This window comes from Telluria sp. ZB4P37, assembly GCF_059685855.1.
The window spans coordinates 72,408-89,879 of sequence record NZ_JCASID010000003.1 but is presented as its reverse complement, the minus strand read 5'-3'; the positions used below and the strand labels follow the sequence as shown (position 1 = coordinate 89,879).

Annotated in this window: 12 protein-coding genes; 4 read left to right on the top strand and 8 right to left on the bottom strand. The window is 63.7% G+C overall.

The window, feature by feature from the left end:
- Window positions 1-4: 4 nt before the first annotated feature.
- Complete coding sequence (dacB, locus tag AC56K1_RS07690; protein WP_497157257.1) at window positions 5-1,489, bottom strand: D-alanyl-D-alanine carboxypeptidase/D-alanyl-D-alanine endopeptidase; 1,485 nt, start codon at window positions 1,487-1,489, stop codon at window positions 5-7.
- 10 nt (window positions 1,490-1,499) lie between these two features.
- Entirely contained in the window at window positions 1,500-2,738 is a 1,239-nt protein-coding gene (locus tag AC56K1_RS07685; protein ID WP_497157256.1) for a nucleoside recognition domain-containing protein, read from the bottom strand.
- 190 nt (window positions 2,739-2,928) lie between these two features.
- Here AC56K1_RS07685 and AC56K1_RS07680 point away from each other — a divergent pair, with 190 nt between their 5' ends.
- The 4 genes from AC56K1_RS07680 to AC56K1_RS07665 all read left to right on the top strand — a co-directional run bounded on the left by AC56K1_RS07680 (window position 2,929) and on the right by AC56K1_RS07665 (window position 10,436).
- Complete coding sequence (locus AC56K1_RS07680; protein WP_497157255.1) at window positions 2,929-4,464, top strand: serine hydrolase domain-containing protein; 1,536 nt, start codon at window positions 2,929-2,931, stop codon at window positions 4,462-4,464.
- A complete protein-coding gene (locus AC56K1_RS07675; RefSeq protein ID WP_497157254.1) occupies window positions 4,461-6,248 on the top strand; it encodes an ABC transporter substrate-binding protein in 1,788 nt (595 codons plus the stop codon). Before AC56K1_RS07680 ends, AC56K1_RS07675 begins: the two co-directional genes overlap by 4 nt.
- Before the next feature lie 186 nt (window positions 6,249-6,434).
- Entirely contained in the window at window positions 6,435-9,284 is a 2,850-nt protein-coding gene (locus tag AC56K1_RS07670) for a TonB-dependent receptor domain-containing protein (RefSeq protein WP_497157253.1), read from the top strand.
- Between the two features lie 96 nt (window positions 9,285-9,380).
- Entirely contained in the window at window positions 9,381-10,436 is a 1,056-nt protein-coding gene (locus tag AC56K1_RS07665; protein ID WP_497157252.1) for a S66 peptidase family protein, read from the top strand.
- 12 nt (window positions 10,437-10,448) lie between these two features.
- Here the strand turns inward: AC56K1_RS07665 and AC56K1_RS07660 are convergent, their stop codons facing one another.
- From AC56K1_RS07660 to aceK, 6 genes are all read right to left on the bottom strand, one after another.
- Window positions 10,449-11,519, bottom strand: a complete 1,071-nt coding sequence (locus AC56K1_RS07660; RefSeq protein ID WP_497157251.1) for a hypothetical protein — start codon at window positions 11,517-11,519, stop codon at window positions 10,449-10,451.
- 58 nt (window positions 11,520-11,577) lie between these two features.
- The gene (locus AC56K1_RS07655; RefSeq protein ID WP_497157250.1) at window positions 11,578-12,114 is read right to left on the bottom strand and encodes a GNAT family N-acetyltransferase; all 537 of its coding nucleotides are present in this window, start codon (window positions 12,112-12,114) and stop codon (window positions 11,578-11,580) included.
- Window positions 12,111-13,238: an acyl-CoA dehydrogenase family protein gene (locus tag AC56K1_RS07650; RefSeq protein ID WP_497157249.1), complete on the bottom strand. Its 1,128-nt coding sequence runs from the start codon at window positions 13,236-13,238 to the stop codon at window positions 12,111-12,113. The genes AC56K1_RS07655 and AC56K1_RS07650 overlap by 4 nt, the downstream gene beginning before the upstream one ends.
- A 33-nt stretch (window positions 13,239-13,271) precedes the next feature.
- On the bottom strand, window positions 13,272-13,940 hold the full coding sequence (locus AC56K1_RS07645) for an SDR family oxidoreductase (protein ID WP_497157248.1): 669 nt from the start codon (window positions 13,938-13,940) through the stop codon (window positions 13,272-13,274).
- A 129-nt stretch (window positions 13,941-14,069) separates the two neighbouring features.
- Window positions 14,070-15,269, bottom strand: a complete 1,200-nt coding sequence (locus AC56K1_RS07640) for an acetyl-CoA C-acyltransferase (protein ID WP_497157247.1) — start codon at window positions 15,267-15,269, stop codon at window positions 14,070-14,072.
- Window positions 15,262-17,100 carry a bifunctional isocitrate dehydrogenase kinase/phosphatase gene (gene aceK, locus AC56K1_RS07635; RefSeq protein WP_497157246.1) on the bottom strand — a complete coding sequence of 613 codons (1,839 nt, stop codon included), beginning with the start codon at window positions 17,098-17,100 and terminating at the stop codon, window positions 15,262-15,264. Before aceK ends, AC56K1_RS07640 begins: the two co-directional genes overlap by 8 nt.
- Between the last annotated feature and the right edge of the window lie 372 nt (window positions 17,101-17,472).

The window sequence follows — 17,472 nt, the reverse complement described above, 5'->3', positions numbered from 1 at the left end:
CGCTTCACGGCGCCGCAGGCGCCGCCACCTGCGGCTGCACGCTTCCCGAGCGCGCCACCCACTCTACCAGCGCCTCCACCACCGCGCGCCCACGCCCATTGCCCGCCTGCTCGCTGTTTACCATCGCCACGAACACGTTCGGCACGCCGTTCGCATCCGGCACATAACCGGCCAGCGCCACCACGTTGCGCAGCGTCCCGGTTTTCAAACGCGCACGCCCCGCAGCCGCGGTGCCGTGCAGCCGCCGCCGCAGGGTGCCGTCAATGGCGGCAATCGGCATGCTGGACTGGAATTCGGGCGCCCAGTTGCTACGCAGGCCGGCCTGCAGCAAATACGCCATCTGCTGCGCCGAGATGCGTTCAAGGCGCGACAGGCCCGAGCCATTCTCGATCACGAAACCGGCATCGTCGATCCGATGGCTGCGCATCCACTCGCGCACGGCGGCATCGGACCGCGCGACCGTGCTCTCGCCATTGGCAGGAACGGCAAAGCTGCCGGCCGCCGGATCCGCCTGCAGGCTGCCCAGGCTCAGGAACAGGGTGCGCGCCAGCAGGTTGTCGGACGGTTTATTCGTGTCGCGCACCAGCTCGGGCAGCATGCGCGAGGTGTGCTCGGCCAGCAGGGTCGATCCCGGGGGCGCTACGCCACCTACCACCTTGCCGCTGAATTTGCCGCCTAGTTCCTTCCACTTCTGGCGGAACAGGCGGTCGATGTAGTCGTCGCGATCGAGCACGTTGACGCTGTAGCTGCGGGCGCAATCCTTGGGAAAGGTCCCGTGCAGGACCACCTTGATGCGGCCATCCTTCTGGCGCACGGCTTCCGGCAGCTTCCAGCCGTCTTCCCATTTCGAGCAGTCGGCGTCGACCAGCGTCATATCCGAGCCGATCGTCACGCGGTCCAGCGCCGGTTGCATCTTCAGCTTGAGCTGTTTTCCGGTCGAGCGCATGTCGAGCTGCAGCATGTTCTTGTTGACCAGCAGCGCATCGGGGATCACGTTGTAATAGGCTTCGGGCGACTCGTCGAAAGGCGGAATGCCCACGTCCATGCGCGCCGGCTGGAACAGCTGGCGGTCCAGCACCAGGTCGCCCTCGATGCGGCGGACGCCCTGGTAGTGCAGGGCGCGCAGCATGTTCTCCAGGTCTTCGCCCGACAGGTCCGCATCGGCGCCGCCTTTTAAAATCAGGTTCCCGCGCAGGACGCCCTTGTCGATCGTGCCCGTGGTGCGCAGCTCCGTGCGGCCGCGGAAGGCAGGCCCGAGGCGCTCCAGGCTGGCCAGGGTCGTTACCAGTTTCATCGTCGATGCCGGCTGCATCGGTTGGGCCGCCCCGTGCGAGAGCACGACCGCATCACCCTTGAGCACCAGCACGCCGAGTGAATTTTCCGGCAGGCCCTGCTGCGCCATCACCTGCGCGATCGGCGCCGGCAGCTGGGCATGGGCCGCGCCCAGGATGGCAAAGAGAGCGGTGGCGAGGGTCAAGCGACGCAGCATGGCAATCCTTTCAACCGAAGAAGAGATAAGCGACGAAGATGGCGGCAATGATGCCGATCAGGTCGGCCAGCAGGCCGTAGCTGACCGCATAACGCGTCTTGCGGATGCCGACTGAACCGAAATACAGCGCGATGATGTAGAAGGTGGTGTCGGACGCCCCCTGCAGGATGCTGGCCAGGCGACCGACGAACGAATCGACGCCATAGGTCTTGATCGCATCGATCATCATGGCGCGCGCGCCGCTGCCCGACAGGGATTTCATCAGCGCAGTCGGCAGCGCGCCGACGAAATCGGTCTGCAGGCCGAGCGCATTGAAGACCCAGGCGAAGCCGCTCACGATCAGGCCCAGCACGCCCGAATTGCGCACCACGCTGATCGCCACGATCATGCCGACCAGGTAGGGAATGATCTTGATCGAGGTCTCGACGCCGGCCTTGGCGCCTTCGATGAAGGTCTCGAACACGTTGACCCGCTTGCGCAGGGCGGCCGTCATGAAGGCGGCAATCACCGAGAACAGCACCAGGTTGGCGATGACGCTCGAGACCATCTGGATCTCGGCCTTGTCGAGGAAATAGGTGAAGCTGAAGACCATCGAGGCGATCAGCGCGGCGGTGCCGCCGATCCAGGCAAACACCACGGGGTGGAGCAGGTTGATGCGCTGGCGCAGGCCGACCAGGATGATGCTGGCGATCGTCGCGGTATAGGTCGCGATCAGGGTCGGGATAAAAATGTCGGCCGGGTTGGCCGCACCCAGCACTGCGCGCTGCGCCATCACGGCCAGCGGGATGATGGTCAGGCCCGAGGTCTGGATCACCAGGAACATCAACTGGGCGTCGGTCGCCTCGTCCTTCTGCGGATTCAGCGACTGCAGGCTTTCCATGGCCTTCAGGCCGAAGGGCGTGGCGGCGTTGTCCAGGCCCAGCATGTTGGCAGAGAAGTTCATCACCATGTGGCCGTTGGCCGGGTGGTCGCGCGGCACGCCCGGGAAGATGCGCGAGAAAAAGGGCGCGATGAGGTGGGCGAAACGCTGGATCAGGCCGGCCTTTTCGCCCACGTTCATGATCCCGAGCCAGAAGGTCATGACGCCGGCCAGCGGCAGGGCGATGTCCATCACCGCCAGCTTGGCCGCGTCGAAGGTCCCGTCGATGATGCGCTTGAAGATTTCGGTGTCGCCCATGAACAGCCATTGCGCGAGAGCCGCGATGAAGCCGACGAGGAAGAAACCGGTCCAGATGTAATTGAGTGCCATGAGTTCGCTGCCGCTGAGATACCGTTCGATTGTGCAGCGAGAGTATAGGCTCGGAACAAGCTGCATAGATGAAAGAATGCGTCTGCGCCATGTTCAAAAGTTATGAGACCGATGGTTTTTGTTTTCTTAATGGCATGAAATTCAAGGCATAATCTTTCTTCAGCTCGCGCCGACCAGAGGGAAACCCAGCATGCAACGCCAGTCTCGCCGTATCTTGAGCAGCCTCTTCCTGGTACTTAACAGTGTCGCCGCCGCACATGGCTACGCGCAGGCACCAGCCTTGGGCCGTGGCGAACGCGTGGCTGCGCTGCTTCCCGAGATCGACAAGATGTACGCGGAGCTTGCCGCCAAGGAGCACCTGCCGGGACTGGTGTACGGCGTGGTCCTCGACGGCAAGCTGGTGCATGCCCGCGCGCTTGGCCTGGCCGATGTCGAGCGCAAGATAGCCGTCACCGGTTCAACCGAATTCCGTATCGCCTCGATGACGAAGAGCTTCGTGGCGATGGCTGCGCTGAAGTTGCGTGACGGGGGCAAGCTGCGGCTTGACGATCCGGTCGCCAATTACCTGCCAGAACTGCGCCGCCTCCAGCTGCCGACCCTTGATTCGCCCGTGCTGACGATTCGCCACCTGATGACCATGACCACCGGGCTGCCCGAGGACAATCCCTGGGGCGACCGCCAGATGGCCGCTTCCAACGCCAGGTTTGAGCAGCTGCTGGGCGCCGGGCTGTCGTTCTCCAACGCTCCCGGCATCGGTTTCGAGTACAGCAATCTCGGGTTCATCATCCTGGGCAAGGTGGTGAGCAAGGTGTCCGGCATGCGCTTCCAGGATTACGTTACGCGCGAGGTGCTACGCCCGCTCGGGATGAACAACACGCGCTGGGAATATACGCAAGCCGCACCGGGCAAGCTCGCGCTGGGCTACCGCTGGAACCGCGACCACTGGGAGCTCGAGCCGATCCTGCCCGATGGCGATGGCGCCGCCATGGGCGGGCTGATCACGACGGCGGACGACTTTGCGCACTACGTCGCCTTGCACCTGGACGCCTGGCCGGCCCGCGACGACCCGGAGCGCGGACCGCTGCGCCGTGCTTCGGTGCGCGAGATGCAGGGGCCGCAGGTGTTCGACGAGTTTGCCGCCAAGGCGACCCTGAGTGACGGCAAGACGCCGAATCCGCGGATTGCCTTCTACGGCTACGGCCTGGAATGGTCGCGCGACAGCCGTGACGTGGTGATCAACGGCCATTCGGGCGGGCTACCCGGCTTCGGCAGCCAGTATCGGTTCGCACCGGACCACGGGGTCGGGGTGTTTGCTTTTACCAACCTGCGCTACGGGAAGGTGTACGGCCCGACGTCGAAGGTGCTGAACATGCTGCTCGAGCGCGCCGACCTCGGCCCGCGCCCGGTTGCCGCATCGCCGATCCTGGCGACGCGTCATCCGCAGGTGGCCCAACTACTGCAGACCTGGGACGCTTCGCTGGGGAGCGCGATCGTGGCCGAAAACTTCTTCCTCGACCGCTCGCGCGAAGACTGGATCGTGCACGCGCGCGAAAAGCTCGATCCGATCGGTAAAATTATCTCGGTTGGCCCGATCAAGGCTGACAACCAGCTGCGCGGCAGCTTCCCGCTGATCGGTGAGCGCGGGAAGGTTGACGTCAAATTCACGCTCACGCCCGAACGCGACCCCAAGGTGCAGGAGCTCGAGCTCACACCAGTAAAGCCATGACACTTCGCCTGACTGCCGCCCTCATGTTCTCCCTGCTGTGCGCCGGCAGCGCGAGCGCGCAGCCGGCGGCCCAGCCGCAGGAAAAAGTCTTGCGCATGTTCCTGTCCACCAGCGAAACGGGCCTGGACCCGGCCTCCGCCTCGGACAACGCCACGCTCTCGCTGCTGGAAAACCTGTTCGACCCGCTGCTGCGCTACGATTACCTGGCGCGCCCGGCCACGCTGCGCCCGAATACCGCGACCAGCATGCCCACCATCAGCGCGGACGGGCTCACTTACACCTTCCACATCCGCCCCGGCATCTACTTCACCCCCGACCCGGCCTTCAAGGGGGTCAAGCGCGAGATGACGGCGCAGGACTACGTCTACAGCATCAAGCGGCTGTATAACCCGGCGCTCAAGTCGCCCTGGGCCTATATGTTCGAGGGCAAGCTCGCGGGCGACGAAGCGCTGCGCAAGAATTTCAACATTGACGCGCCCATTGCCGGCCTGCAGGCCCCCAGCCGCTACCTGCTCCGCATCCGCCTGAACGCCCCGGACAACAACTTCCTGTTTTACCTGGCCACCGCCGCCACCGGCGTGGTGGCGCGCGAAGTGATCGAGGCGTATCCCGGCCAGGCCGGCAACCACCCGGTCGGCACCGGTCCCTTCATGATCGGGGAGTGGAAGCGCAGCGACCGCATCATCCTGCTGGCCAACCCGTATTCGAGCGCCGTGTTCCAGGCCACGCCCGGGGATAACCCCGAGGATAAAGCCATCGCCGCAGCGTTGAACGGCAAGCGCCTGCCGCGCGTGGACCGCGTCGAGGTGCGCATCGCCGAGGAATTCCAGGGCCGCATGCTCGGCTTCCTGAATGCCGAATACGATTATCTCGAGCAGATCCCCGAGTCGATGACCGACATGGTGGTAAGTGACGGGCAGCTCAAGCCCGAACTGGCGGCGCGCGGCATCAATCTGTCGCGCTTCCCGGTGCTGCAGACCTATTACATGTGGATGAACATGACCGACCCGGTCATTGGCGGCTACGGCAAGGACAAGCTGGCGCTGCGCCGCGCAATCTCGATGGCCTACAACAATGCCGAGGACATCGCGCTGCTGAAGAAAGGCTTCGCGATCAAGGCCGAGTCGCCGCTGCCGCCCAACGTGCTCGGTTACGACCCTGCCTACCGCAGCCCCGTGCCTTACGACCCGCTACTTGCCAATGCGCTGCTCGACCGCCACGGCTATACGCGGCGCGATCCTGATGGATTCCGCCGCACGCCCGACAACCGCCCGCTCACCCTCACCATGCACAGCGAAGCGACCGTGGGTGGGCGCCTGCGCGACGAGCTGTGGCGTAAATGCCTGAATGCGATCGGCCTGCGCGTGACCTTCAAATCGGACAAGAAGACCGAGATCATCAAGGCCTCGCGCCTTGGCACGGTCCAGATGTTCGAAAGTAACTGGATCGCCGACTTCCCGGACGGCGACAATTTTTATCAGCTGCTTTATGGCCCCAACGCCGGCCGCGCGAATTACTCGCGCTTCAACCTGCCGGCCTATAACCAGCGCTACGAACAGGCACGCGCCTTGCGCGACGGCCCGCAGCGCCAGAAGCTGTATTTCGAGATGAACCAGCTGATCCACGCATACAACCCATGGGTGCCGCTGACCCATGTGCTGTCGGGCGACCTGCGCCATCCGTGGTTGAAAAACTACAAACGTCATCCGGTCGAATTTACCCAGTGGCGCTATCTGGATGTCGATGTTGCGCAAAGAGCACGTTCCTTCCGGGCTAGGCGCTAGATTTCGTGAGTTTTTCCCAAATAAAACATTCCTGTTAGTTATACTGGCCGCCAGATATTTCATTGGATAGCGCCAAATAACCCGGCGTACCCTGAAATTGAAAAAATAACGTAATGCCAAGACATTACACATATACGAGCCGGTCACGACCCCCCGGCCGCCCAGGGAAAACGTTAGGAGAAACGCGTGAAGTTAAAGAAGCTCGCCCATTTGATCGCCCTGATGGGAGTCGTCAGCCCGGCAGTCGCCCAAGATGTTCCGGTCACCGGCAAAATCCAGCGTGTCGAGATCACCGGCAGTAGCATCAAACGCATCGCCAAGGAAGGCGCACTGCCGGTCGAGATCATCTCGCGCAAGCAGCTCGAAGACCAGGGCATCGTCACCGCCGAGCAGCTGATCGCCACGCTCAACGTCAACGGCAACGGCTCGGACAACCTGGCCTCGAACGCCGACGTCACCTCCGGCGCCCAGCGCGGCAACAACGGCGCCTCGTCGGCCAACCTGCGCGGCCAGGGCTCGGATTCGACCCTGGTGCTGCTCAACGGCCGCCGCGTGGCGACCCACGGCATGAAGGGTTCGGCAGTCGACCTGAACTCGATCCCGATGGCGGCAGTGGAACGCGTCGAAGTGCTGAAGGACGGCGCATCGGCCATCTACGGCACCGATGCGATCGGCGGCGTGATCAACTTCATCCTGCGCAAGAACTACAAGGGCCTGGAAGCCCAGGCCTTCACCGACATCGCCCAGGAAAGCGGCGGCGAAATCGGCCGCGCATCGCTGACCGGCGGCTGGGGCGACTTGGAGAGCGACGGCTGGAACGTGCTGGCCACCCTGGCGCACAGCCAGAACAAGGCCCTGCGCGGCAACCAGCGCGACTTCGTCAACACCTTCCAGCCGGATCGCGGCGTGTCGGTCGATACCCGCGGTTCGCCATTTGCGAACATCTTCGCCACCAGCGTCGGACCAAGCCTGCTCTCGCGCACCGGCACCGGCCCGACCATCCCGGGCGGCGGCACCACCACTTATAACGGCATCAGCCTGCTCGACCTGCCGGGCGGCGCCGGCTGTAACAGTATCGACGGCATGGGCCCGTACGACGAGAAGCTGTGGGACAGCCCGGGCGCTGCCTTTGGCTGCGCCTGGGACACCGGCCGCGCCGCCGTGCTGCAGCAGCCGGTCAAGAACAGCAACGCCCTGTTGCGCGCTACCTTCCAGGCGGGCGAACACCAGTTCTTCGCCGAAGCCGTCGGCTCGAACGTTGAAGTGGCCAAGCGCTTCTCGCCGAACCAGGTTTCGCCGTCCGCTTCGACCTTCGGCGCCTCGTCGTTCTATCCGAGCACCGGCCCGGCCTATAACAATGTATATAACGCGCTGGTCAAACAATTCCCGAGCATCTCGGCGAATTACGGCCTGCCAATCGCCTACCGCTGGCGCTGCATGGATTGCGGCAACCGCGAGATCGCGACCGAGACCAAGGCCGGGCGTGTGCTGATCGGTGCGGATGGCCCGTTGAACCTGTTCGGCAACCGCTTCGACTACCGCGTCGGCCTGTCCCGTGCCTCGAGCGAGTCGAAATCGACCTTGGGCACCGGTTACAACTACACGGCGCCTTTGGCTGCGGCGCTTGGCTCGGGCAAGATCAACCCCTTCCTGCTGCCCGGTCAGTCCCAGTCCCAGGAAGCCATCGATTTGATCAAGTCGACGTCGGCTGCCGGCGTGGTGCTGTACGGCGGCACCTCGACGATGACCCAACTCGATGCTGCGGTGTCGGGCGAGATATTCAAGTTGCCGGCGGGCGCGGTCATGGCCGCAGTAGGCACCGACCTGCGCCGTGAAGAGTACAAGTTCAATGGCGATGAGCGCAGCATCACCAATCGCCGCGCGATCCTGAACGCCCCGTTCGACGACGTCAACGCCCTCGCCAACATCAAACGCGACATCAAGGCGGTCTATACCGAAGTGCTGGTACCGGTGACGAAGGATCTGGAGCTGACCTTTGCCATCCGCCGTGACGATTACACGGGCTTTGGCGTCACCACCAACCCGAAAGTCTCCTTCCGTTACCAGCCGCTGGCCTCCTTGATGTTCCGCGGTTCGTACAACGAAAGCTTCCGCGCACCGTCGTTCAACCAGCTGTTCAACGGCATCACCATCTCGCCATACGCGGGCAAGGACCTGGCCGATCCGGCCACCTGCCCGGGCGGCAAGGTAGACAGCAGCAAGCCGGGCTGCGTCTCGGTCAACCCGGAAACCTATAGTGGCGGCAAGCCAGACCTGGGTCCGGAAACCGCGAAGCAGGGCTCGATCGGTGTCGTGTTCGAGCCGACGAACTTCTTCTCGGCCAGTGCCGACCTGTGGGAGATTCGTAAGGAAAACACGATCGATTCGTTCAACCTGTCGACGATGGTCGCCAACTACGAGTATTTCAAGGACTCGTTCGTGCGCAACGCGGCAGGCAACCTGGTGATCGTCGACCAACGCTGGATCAACACGGGCGAGCGCATCACCCGCGGTGTCGAGGTAGGCGCCCGCTTCAACGGCAAGTTCAGCACCGGCGCACAATGGGGCGTGGGCCTGGACGGTTCGCGCCTGCTCGAGAAAAAGTCGCGCGCCACGAGCATCGCCCCGTTCGGCGCGAGCGAAGTGGGCCGTTTCGTCTTCACCGGCGACCTGGGCCTGAAGTGGAAGCACAGCGCCTACGCGACCTACAAATACGGCAACTGGAGCGGCATGCTGCAGAACCTCTACCGTTCGGGCTATACCGACCAGGTGCTGCCGGGTGTCGCCAATGGCCTGGTGAAGCCGACCAACTACAATCCGAAGGTGGATGCGTACTCGATCTTCAACCTGACGGCGACCTATACCGGCTTCAAGAACGTGTCGCTGACCGCGGGCATCAAGAACCTGCTCGATGAAGATCCACCGTTCGCGATCACCTACGACAGCAACACCGGCGCCGGCAGCTCGTGGGAGCCACGCGTGGCCGACCCGCGCGGCCGCTCGTTCACCCTGATGGCGACCTACAAGTTCTTCTAAGTTGACCGTTTTCAGCGGCCCGCTGTCGAGGGAGGCGCAAGCCTCCGCGGCGCGGGCCGTTTTTCTTTGGGGTTCGCGGGAATGACGGCTGATCTTATGTCACGTATAAAACTCAGCCGGCGCAGCTTCGGCGCCCTTACGGCAGCATGCGTTGCCGCCAGCTTCCCGGGCCTCGCCGCCGCATCGCGCCGTCAAACCAACAAGCTCATCAAACCCCCGCGCCTGCGCCCCGGCGACCTGGTCGGCCTGATCGCCCCCGGCGGCTACACCAACGACCGTTCGATCGAAAAGGCGATCCGCAACATCGAGGCACTGGGCCTGCGGGTGAAAGTGGGCACCTACCTGCGTGCCGTGCACGGCAACTATGCGGGTTCGGTGCAGCAGCGCCTGGCCGACCTGCATGCGATGTTCGCCGATCCGGAAGTGAAGATGATCTGGCCGATCCGCGGCGGATCCGGCTGCATTTCGCTGCTCTCGAATCTGGACTACGACCTGGTCCGGCGCAACCCGACAATCCTGCTCGGCTACTCGGACATCACGGCGCTACACCTGGCCATCTACAACAAGACCCGCCTGGTGACTTTCCACGGCCCGGTGGCCTCGTCGACGCTGTCGGACTATTCGCGCGAGCACATGATGGCCGTGCTCACCGATCCGCGCGCGTCGTACACGATCCCGATGGCGCCGGAGAACGCGCTGCGCGCCCAGGCCGAGCCGCATTACGGCATTCGTACCGTCACGGCGGGTATGGCGACCGGGCCGCTCATGGGCGGCAACCTGTCGCTGGTGGCGGCGCTCGCCGGCACGCCGTATGCGGCGAATTTCCGCGACAGTTTGCTGTTCCTGGAAGAAGTCGACGAAGCCCCCTACCGGCTGGACCGCTGGCTGACCCAGCTCGATTTATCGGTCGGGCTGGCCAATGCGGCGGCGGTGATGATCGGCATCTGCGAAGACTGCAAGCCCGAACCGGACCGGCCTTCGCTGACGCTGGACGACAGTTTTGCGCAGCACCTGAACCGCCTCACGATTCCGGCGGTGACGGGATACTCGATCGGCCATATCCGCAACCAGTTCACGCTGCCGATCGGCGTACGCGCCAGGCTCGATACCGCGGCGCAGACCGTGACGCTGCTGGAAGCCGCAGTGTCTTGAACCGCCCGGGTCTTACTCGGCCGTGAATCGGAACTTGACTGGATAAATGAGTTCGCAAGGGCTGCCGTCGCAGATGCCGGGCTTGAAGCGCTGCATCATCGCGACCATGCCCACATAGCGCCCCAGGTCCGGGTGTGGAGCGCCGATCATCGTCGCATTTTTCGGCACGCCATCCTTGCCGATCAAGGTATAGAGCGTCAGCTCGCCTTCGTAGTCGGTGAACTTTTTGTAGACATTGGCGATGGCGGTGTGCATCGCACGCGTGCCTTTCAGTGGATAGGGCGGCTCGTCGCCCGGCGCCAAGCCCAGATAGTCGTCGCGCACCACGTTCTTTTGCTGCTCGGTGAGCTGCTCCCAAGAGGCATCGTGAGGGACGGTGCCGACCACAAGGTCGCTGCGCAGCATCGATCCGAGCCCCTTGCCGTCCTTGATTGCAAAGCGCTGTTCCGACACCCCGGCCTGGGATACCGCCGCATTGGCCAGATAGCCATCGCGGAATTCGCCACTGGCCACGCGCCCGCTGCCTGCGTACACGATCTTGCCCTGGCCGTAGAAGCGGTCGTTGGCCCATTGCCCTTCATAGCTGCCGCCCAGCGCGAACACGGCCTTGCCTTGCCCATGGCGCTTGCCGGCCTTCCATTCGCCTTCGTAGGTCGACCGGTCCGGGGCGACATGCTCGCCCACGCCTTCACGCACGCCGTCCACGACGCCGCCCTCGTACAAGCCGTCGCCGTTGGTATGCTTGAAATAGCCGGCGCCGTGCGGCCGTCCCTGCCTGAACGTACCAACATAGCTGCCGTCGCGGTAGGTCAGCGTGCCTTCGCCGGCCACTTCGCCACGCACCAGGTTCCCTTCCAGCTTGCGCTTGCCCTCGTCGGGCACGCGCCATTCGAGCACGCCCTTGCCCTCGGCGTAACCGTCCTTGCAGGCACCGCTCCACGAGATGGCGTCGCCCGCCGGACGCGGCATGACCGCCGCGATGCGGCAGTCCGCTTTACCGATGTAGGGCGCCGGTTCGGCAGCATACGCAAGGCCGCACAACAGGGGAAGGGAAGCGAAGAAAAGGCGCGGGATGGTAGTCATCCCGCGAGTATTGGGCTTGCCGCCAGCCCAGTCAATGCAGGCAGCATAAGCCGCCGGATCAGGCCAGCGCGAAGCTCATCGACATCGCCCCGACCGGGACGCCGCCAATGCGGTACAAGTCGGGCACGTCGCCGGTGACGTGAAAGCCCATGCGCACGTAGAGCGCGCGCGCCTTGTGGTTCTGCGACAGCACTTCGAGGTCGACCCAATCGAAGAGTTGTATGGCGCGCGCCCAGGCCAGCGCTTCCTGCACCAGCCGAGTGCCCAGGCCCGCCCGGCGCTGGTCGTGGCGCACGCCCATGCCAAGCAGGGTGCGGTGGCTGGACGCCTTTTCAGGATAGCCGCGCAGGTCGATATGCCCGGCGATCGCGCCAAGCGCGTCGAGCGCAATCCAGACGTGGCGCCAGCCCGGTTCTCCCACCGGCGTCGCCACGCCGCTTGCAAAGCGTTCCTGCATCGCTTGTGGCACGCCGGTATCGATCGGCTCCATCGGCTGGAACAGCACGCCATCACGGCCGTTCTCGGCCAGCTGTTCGCCCAGGTAGGCGAACAGCGCCGGCAGGTCATCGGCAGTCGCCGGACGGATCTCTATCACAGTGCGCGCGCGATCAGGATCTTCTGGATGTCGCTGGTGCCTTCATAGATCTGGCACACGCGCACGTCGCGGTAGATGCGCTCGACCGGGAAGTCGGACACATAGCCATAGCCGCCGAATACCTGCATGGCACTGGACACGACGCGCTCGGCCATCTCCGAGGCGAACAGCTTGGCCATCGCCGCTTCCTTCAGGCAGGGCAGGCCGGCATCCTTCATCGACGCCGCGTGCAGGATCAGCTGGCGCGCCGCCTCGATCTGCATCGCCATCTCGGCCAGCCGGAACTGCACCGACTGGTGTTCGAAGATCGGCTTGCCGAAGCTTTCGCGGTCTTTCGAATACGCCAGCGCTGCCTCGTAGGCGGCGCGCGCCATGCCGACCGACTGCGAGGCGATGCCGATGCGGCCGCCCTCCAGGCCCGACAGGGCGATCTTGTAGCCCATGCCCTCTTGGCCGATCAGGTTCGCGCCAGGGACGCGGCAGTTCTCGAACAGGATCTGCGCGGTGTCCGACGAATGCTGGCCCATCTTCTCTTCGATGCCGGCGACGATATAGCCGGGCGTGTTGGTCGGCACCCAGAAGGCGCTGATGCCTTTCTTGCCGGCCGCCTTGTCGGTGACCGCCATGACAATCGCCACGTCGCCGTATTTGCCGCTGGTGATGAACTGCTTGGTGCCGTTGATGACGTAATCATCACCGTCGCGGACCGCCGTGGTGCGCAGGGCCGCCGCGTCGCTGCCGGTGTGCGGTTCGGTGAGCGCAAAGGCGCCCAGCATCTCGCCTTGCGCCAGCGGGCGCAGGAAGCGCTCTTTTTGTTCTTCGTTTGCATACATCATGGCGATACTGCAGACCGGGCAGTTGTTGACCGAGATGATGGTCGAGGTGCCGCCGTCGCCGGCCGCGATTTCCTCCAGTACCAGCGCCAGCGACACGTAGTCGAGGCCCGCGCCGCCATATTGCTCTGGCACCGCGACGCCGAAGGCGCCCAATGCGGCCAGTTCCTTCAGCTCTTCTTTCGGGAAGCTGTGTTCCTTGTCGCGGCGGGCCGCGCCGGGGGCCAGGCGCTCCTGCGAAAAGCTGCGCAGGGCGTCGCGGATCATCTGGTGTTCTTCGCTCAGTATCATCGTGTCTCGTTGTCTTGTTGTGTGGTGTGCGGCTTACCAGGGAATCGGTTCGCCGTCGTGGTTCAGGAAGGCGCCGTTGCTGGAGGCGTCAAGCTTGCTGAGGGTGGCGCGCAAGTCCATCACGCTCTGTTCGACCGTGAGGGTGGCATTGGTGCCGCCCATGTCGGTCTGGACCCAGCCCGGATGGAAGGCGACGCAGGTCACGCCTTGCGCGCCGTAGGTGATGGCGGCATCGGCCAGTACCGAGTTAAGCGCGGCCTTGCTGGCGCGGTAGAGCGTGCCTTCCGTGCTGTGGCGCGCGCCGATCGAGCCCATTTTCGAGGACAGCACGGCCAGCTTGCCGCGGGTATCGGCCAGCAGCGGGCCGACGATCGGGATCAGGCGCATCGGTCCCAGCACGTTGGTGTGCATGACGCTGTCGAATTCCGGGCCGGTCGGAAAGCTCGAGCCGGATGGGCCATAGACGCCGGCGACCAGCCAGGCCAGGTCGATTTGTTCGTCGTCGAGGCGCCAGGCCAGGGCGGCGATCGAGTCGGCGTCCGTGACGTCGAGCTGGTGGGAGACCGCGCCCATCTGCGCGAGTTCGTCGCAGTCTTCCTGCTTGCGGGCGGTGGCGATCACGCGCCAGCCGTCGGCACGGTACTGGCGCACCATTTCGTGGCCGATGCCGCGCGAGGCGCCGAGGATCAGGGCAGTGGGCATATCAGCTCCTCTTCGAGTAGTCGGGTTCCAGAGGGTGGGCAGGTTTTCCAGCCCACCCTACGAGCTGGCGATTCATTTCATTACGTGGTTAATGCAGGCAAAAGAGCTGGCATTAACCACATTTCGTAATTAAACCAGCTCGATCGCCATCGCGGTCGCTTCACCGCCACCGATGCACAGCGAGGCCACGCCGCGCTTGCCGCCGGTGCGCTTGAGCGCGCCCAGCAAGGTCACGATGATGCGCGCGCCCGAGGCGCCGATCGGGTGGCCCAGTGCGCAGGCGCCGCCGTGGATGTTGACCTTGCTGTGCGGGATGTCGAGGTCGCGCATGGCGGCCATCGGCACCGCAGCGAAGGCTTCGTTGATCTCGAACAGGTCGACGTCGCCTGCGGTCCAGCCGGTCTTCTTGAACAGCTTCTGCATCGCGCCGATCGGGGCGGTGGTGAACAGGTTCGGCTCCTGGGCAAAGGTAGCGTGGCCGATCACACGGGCGATTGGGGTGAGACCCAGTTCCTTGGCCTTCGATTCGCGCATCATCACCAGGGCGGCAGCGCCGTCGTTGATCGACGAGGACGAGGCAGCGGTCACGGTGCCATCCTTCTTGAACGCAGGCTTGAGGGACGGGATCTTGTCGACCTTGGCCTTCATCGGGCCTTCGTCCTTCTCGACCACCAGTTCGCCGGTGCGGGTGGCGACGCTCACCGGCGCGACTTCCCAGTTGAACCAGCCTTCGTTGTTGGCGGCCTGCGCACGTTTGACCGATTCAATGGCAAAGTTGTCCTGCTCTTCGCGCGAGAACTGGTAAGTGGCGACGCATTCCTCGGCGAAGGTGCCCATCGAGCGGCCTTCGCCGGTCTTCTCGTTGCGCGAGTAGGCGTCTTCCAGGCCGTCGAGCATCATGTGGTCGAACATCGGCGCGTGGCCGATGCGGTAGCCGCCGCGCGCCTTCGGGATCAGGTAGGGCGCGTTGGTCATCGATTCCATGCCGCCCGCGACGACGATGTCGGCGCTGCCGGCCACCAGCTGGTCGTGGGCGAAGATCGCGGCCTGCATCGCCGAGCCGCACATCTTCGAGAGGGTCACGGCGCCGGTGGACATCGGCAGGCCGGCCTTGATCAGCGCCTGGCGCGCCGGGGCCTGGCCCTGGCCGGCCATCAGGCAGTTGCCGAAGTAGACGTGTTCGACGCTGTCGGCAGGCACGCCGGCGCGTTCCACCGCGGCCTTGATCGCCACCGCGCCGAGGTCGCTCGCCGATTTCGACGAGAAATCGCCCTGGAAGGCACCCATCGGGGTACGGGCGGCGCCAACGATAACGACTGGATCATTCATGGTGTGTGTTCTCCAAAAAGGTTGGCTGTGCAGGTGAATGCTGCGGCGCCGGGGTGGGGATAGCCTGGTGATGGCAAAAGCGGATCTGCTGCGGGTACGGGAAGACGTCGTCGACGACGCCCGCCAAAATACGGTCCTTGTGGGACTGCCAGTAATCGCGGGTGAGCAAATCCGCGTGGTGTTTCATAAAGTAGTGACGAATGCGCGGATTTCCAAGCAAGAAGCGGCCGAATTGTTCCGGAAAGACGTCGTGCTTGCCGATCGGGTACCAGGGCTCGGCCGACATTTCGTCTTCTTCGTTGCGCGCTTCCGGGATATCGCGGAAATGGCAGTCGGTCAGGTATTCGATTTCATCGTAATCATAAAACACGACGCGGCCGTGGCGGGTGACGCCGAAATTTTTATACAGCATATCGCCAGGGAAGATATTCGCCGCGACCAGGTCCTTGATCGCATTGCCATATTCGATCACGCCATGTTCGATGCGTTCTTCGTTTCCCTGTTCCTGCGCATTGCCCAGGTAGATATTCAGCGGCACCATGCGGCGCTCGATATACAGGTGGCGCACGATAATGCGCTCGCCTTCGATCTCGACCAGCGAGGGCGCGAATTCCTTCAGCTCGGCCAGGAGCTCTTCCGAAAAGCGTGCCAGTGGGAAGGCGACGTCGGAATATTCGAGGGTATCGGCCATGCGCCCAACGCGGTCGTGGTGTTTCACCAACAGGTATTTTTCCTTGACCAGCGCGCGCGTGGTGTCCTTCGGGGGCGGATAGAAATCCTTGATCACCTTGAACACATACGGGAAGGACGGCAGCTCGAACACCAGCATCACCATCCCGCGGATGCCGGGCGCGATCTGGAAGCGGTCCGAGCTGTGCTTGAGGTGCTGCAGGTAGTCGCGGTAGAACAGGGTCTTGCCCTGTTTTTGCAGGCCCAGCACCGTATAGATTTCGCTGCGCGGCTTGCGCGGCATCAGGCTGCGCAGGAAGCCCACGAACGCCGACGGCACTTCCATGTCTACCAAAAAATAGGCACGGGTAAAGCTGAAGAGCAGGGTGATGTGATACACGTCGGTCAGCACCGTGTCGAGCACCAGCTCGCCCTGGCGATTGTGCAGCACCGGGATCACGAAGGGGTAGTCGCGCGGGCCGTTGATGGCACGGCCGACGATATACGCACCCTTGTTACGAAAGAAAGGGCTGGACAGCACTTGCAGCTGCAAATTCGGCTCGGCCTGGTCGAGCCCGAAGGCCTCGGTAATGCGTGCTTCGACCTGCGCGACATCCCGGTCGAGGTCGGCAAACGGCAGGTTCAGCTGGAAATTGGTGACCACGCGCTTGAGCGCGAAGCGCAGGCCGTCCGCCGCCGGGTAATACACGCGGTAGGTCGGCTGCAAATCGTCGGTTTCGATGTACTCGGTGGAGATCACCGGGCGCACGAAGATATAGTCGTTATGGTAATAGCTGCGGTGCAAAATGATGCAGCTGACCGAATTGAAGAAGGTCTCGGCAAGTTCCGGCTGCTTGTGGCCCGAGAGCAGGCCAATGTAGTGCAGCTTGGTTTCGCGCCAGACCAGGTCGGTAAGTTCCTCGGGGGTGTACTCGTCCTCGAGCACATGCACGCATTCCTGCACCCGCTGGTCGTAGTAATCGATGCGCTCGCGCGCCGCTGCCTGGGCAGTGCCCCAGTCGGCCGTCTCGAAATAGCGCTTGGCCTGCTGGCTGGCCTGGCGGAACAGGCGGTAATGCTTGTCGAAGCCATCCAGTATGGTGCGCGCGATGTCGAATGCGATCTGGGAAGACAGCAGTTTGGGGAACGCTTGCTGGGTCATCGTTCGTCTCGCACGCAGGCTGGGGGAGCGGACATTTTAGGGCAGTAACTGCTGGTGTGTGTGGTGCAAAGCCAGGCCACTGCCCCCGCTCATGCGCATCGGGTGAGGCGGGGCGTCGCACGACCTTGCGATCGATTGTTATCTTCCAAACCGTCGTACGCGCCACTGGCGCCGACGACTTTTGATGCGCACCCAGTTCTTATCGTCGATCGCCATCCCTAGCACCGTCGTTCCCGCGCAGGCGGAAACCCGATTTTCTGTGCGCACTACCTACCTTCGACGCAGGCGGAACGCGAAGAAATTGGATCCCGGCCTTCGCCGGGATGACGGATCAAAAGGCGGTGGACGAAATACTGCCCGCCACGATTCAAC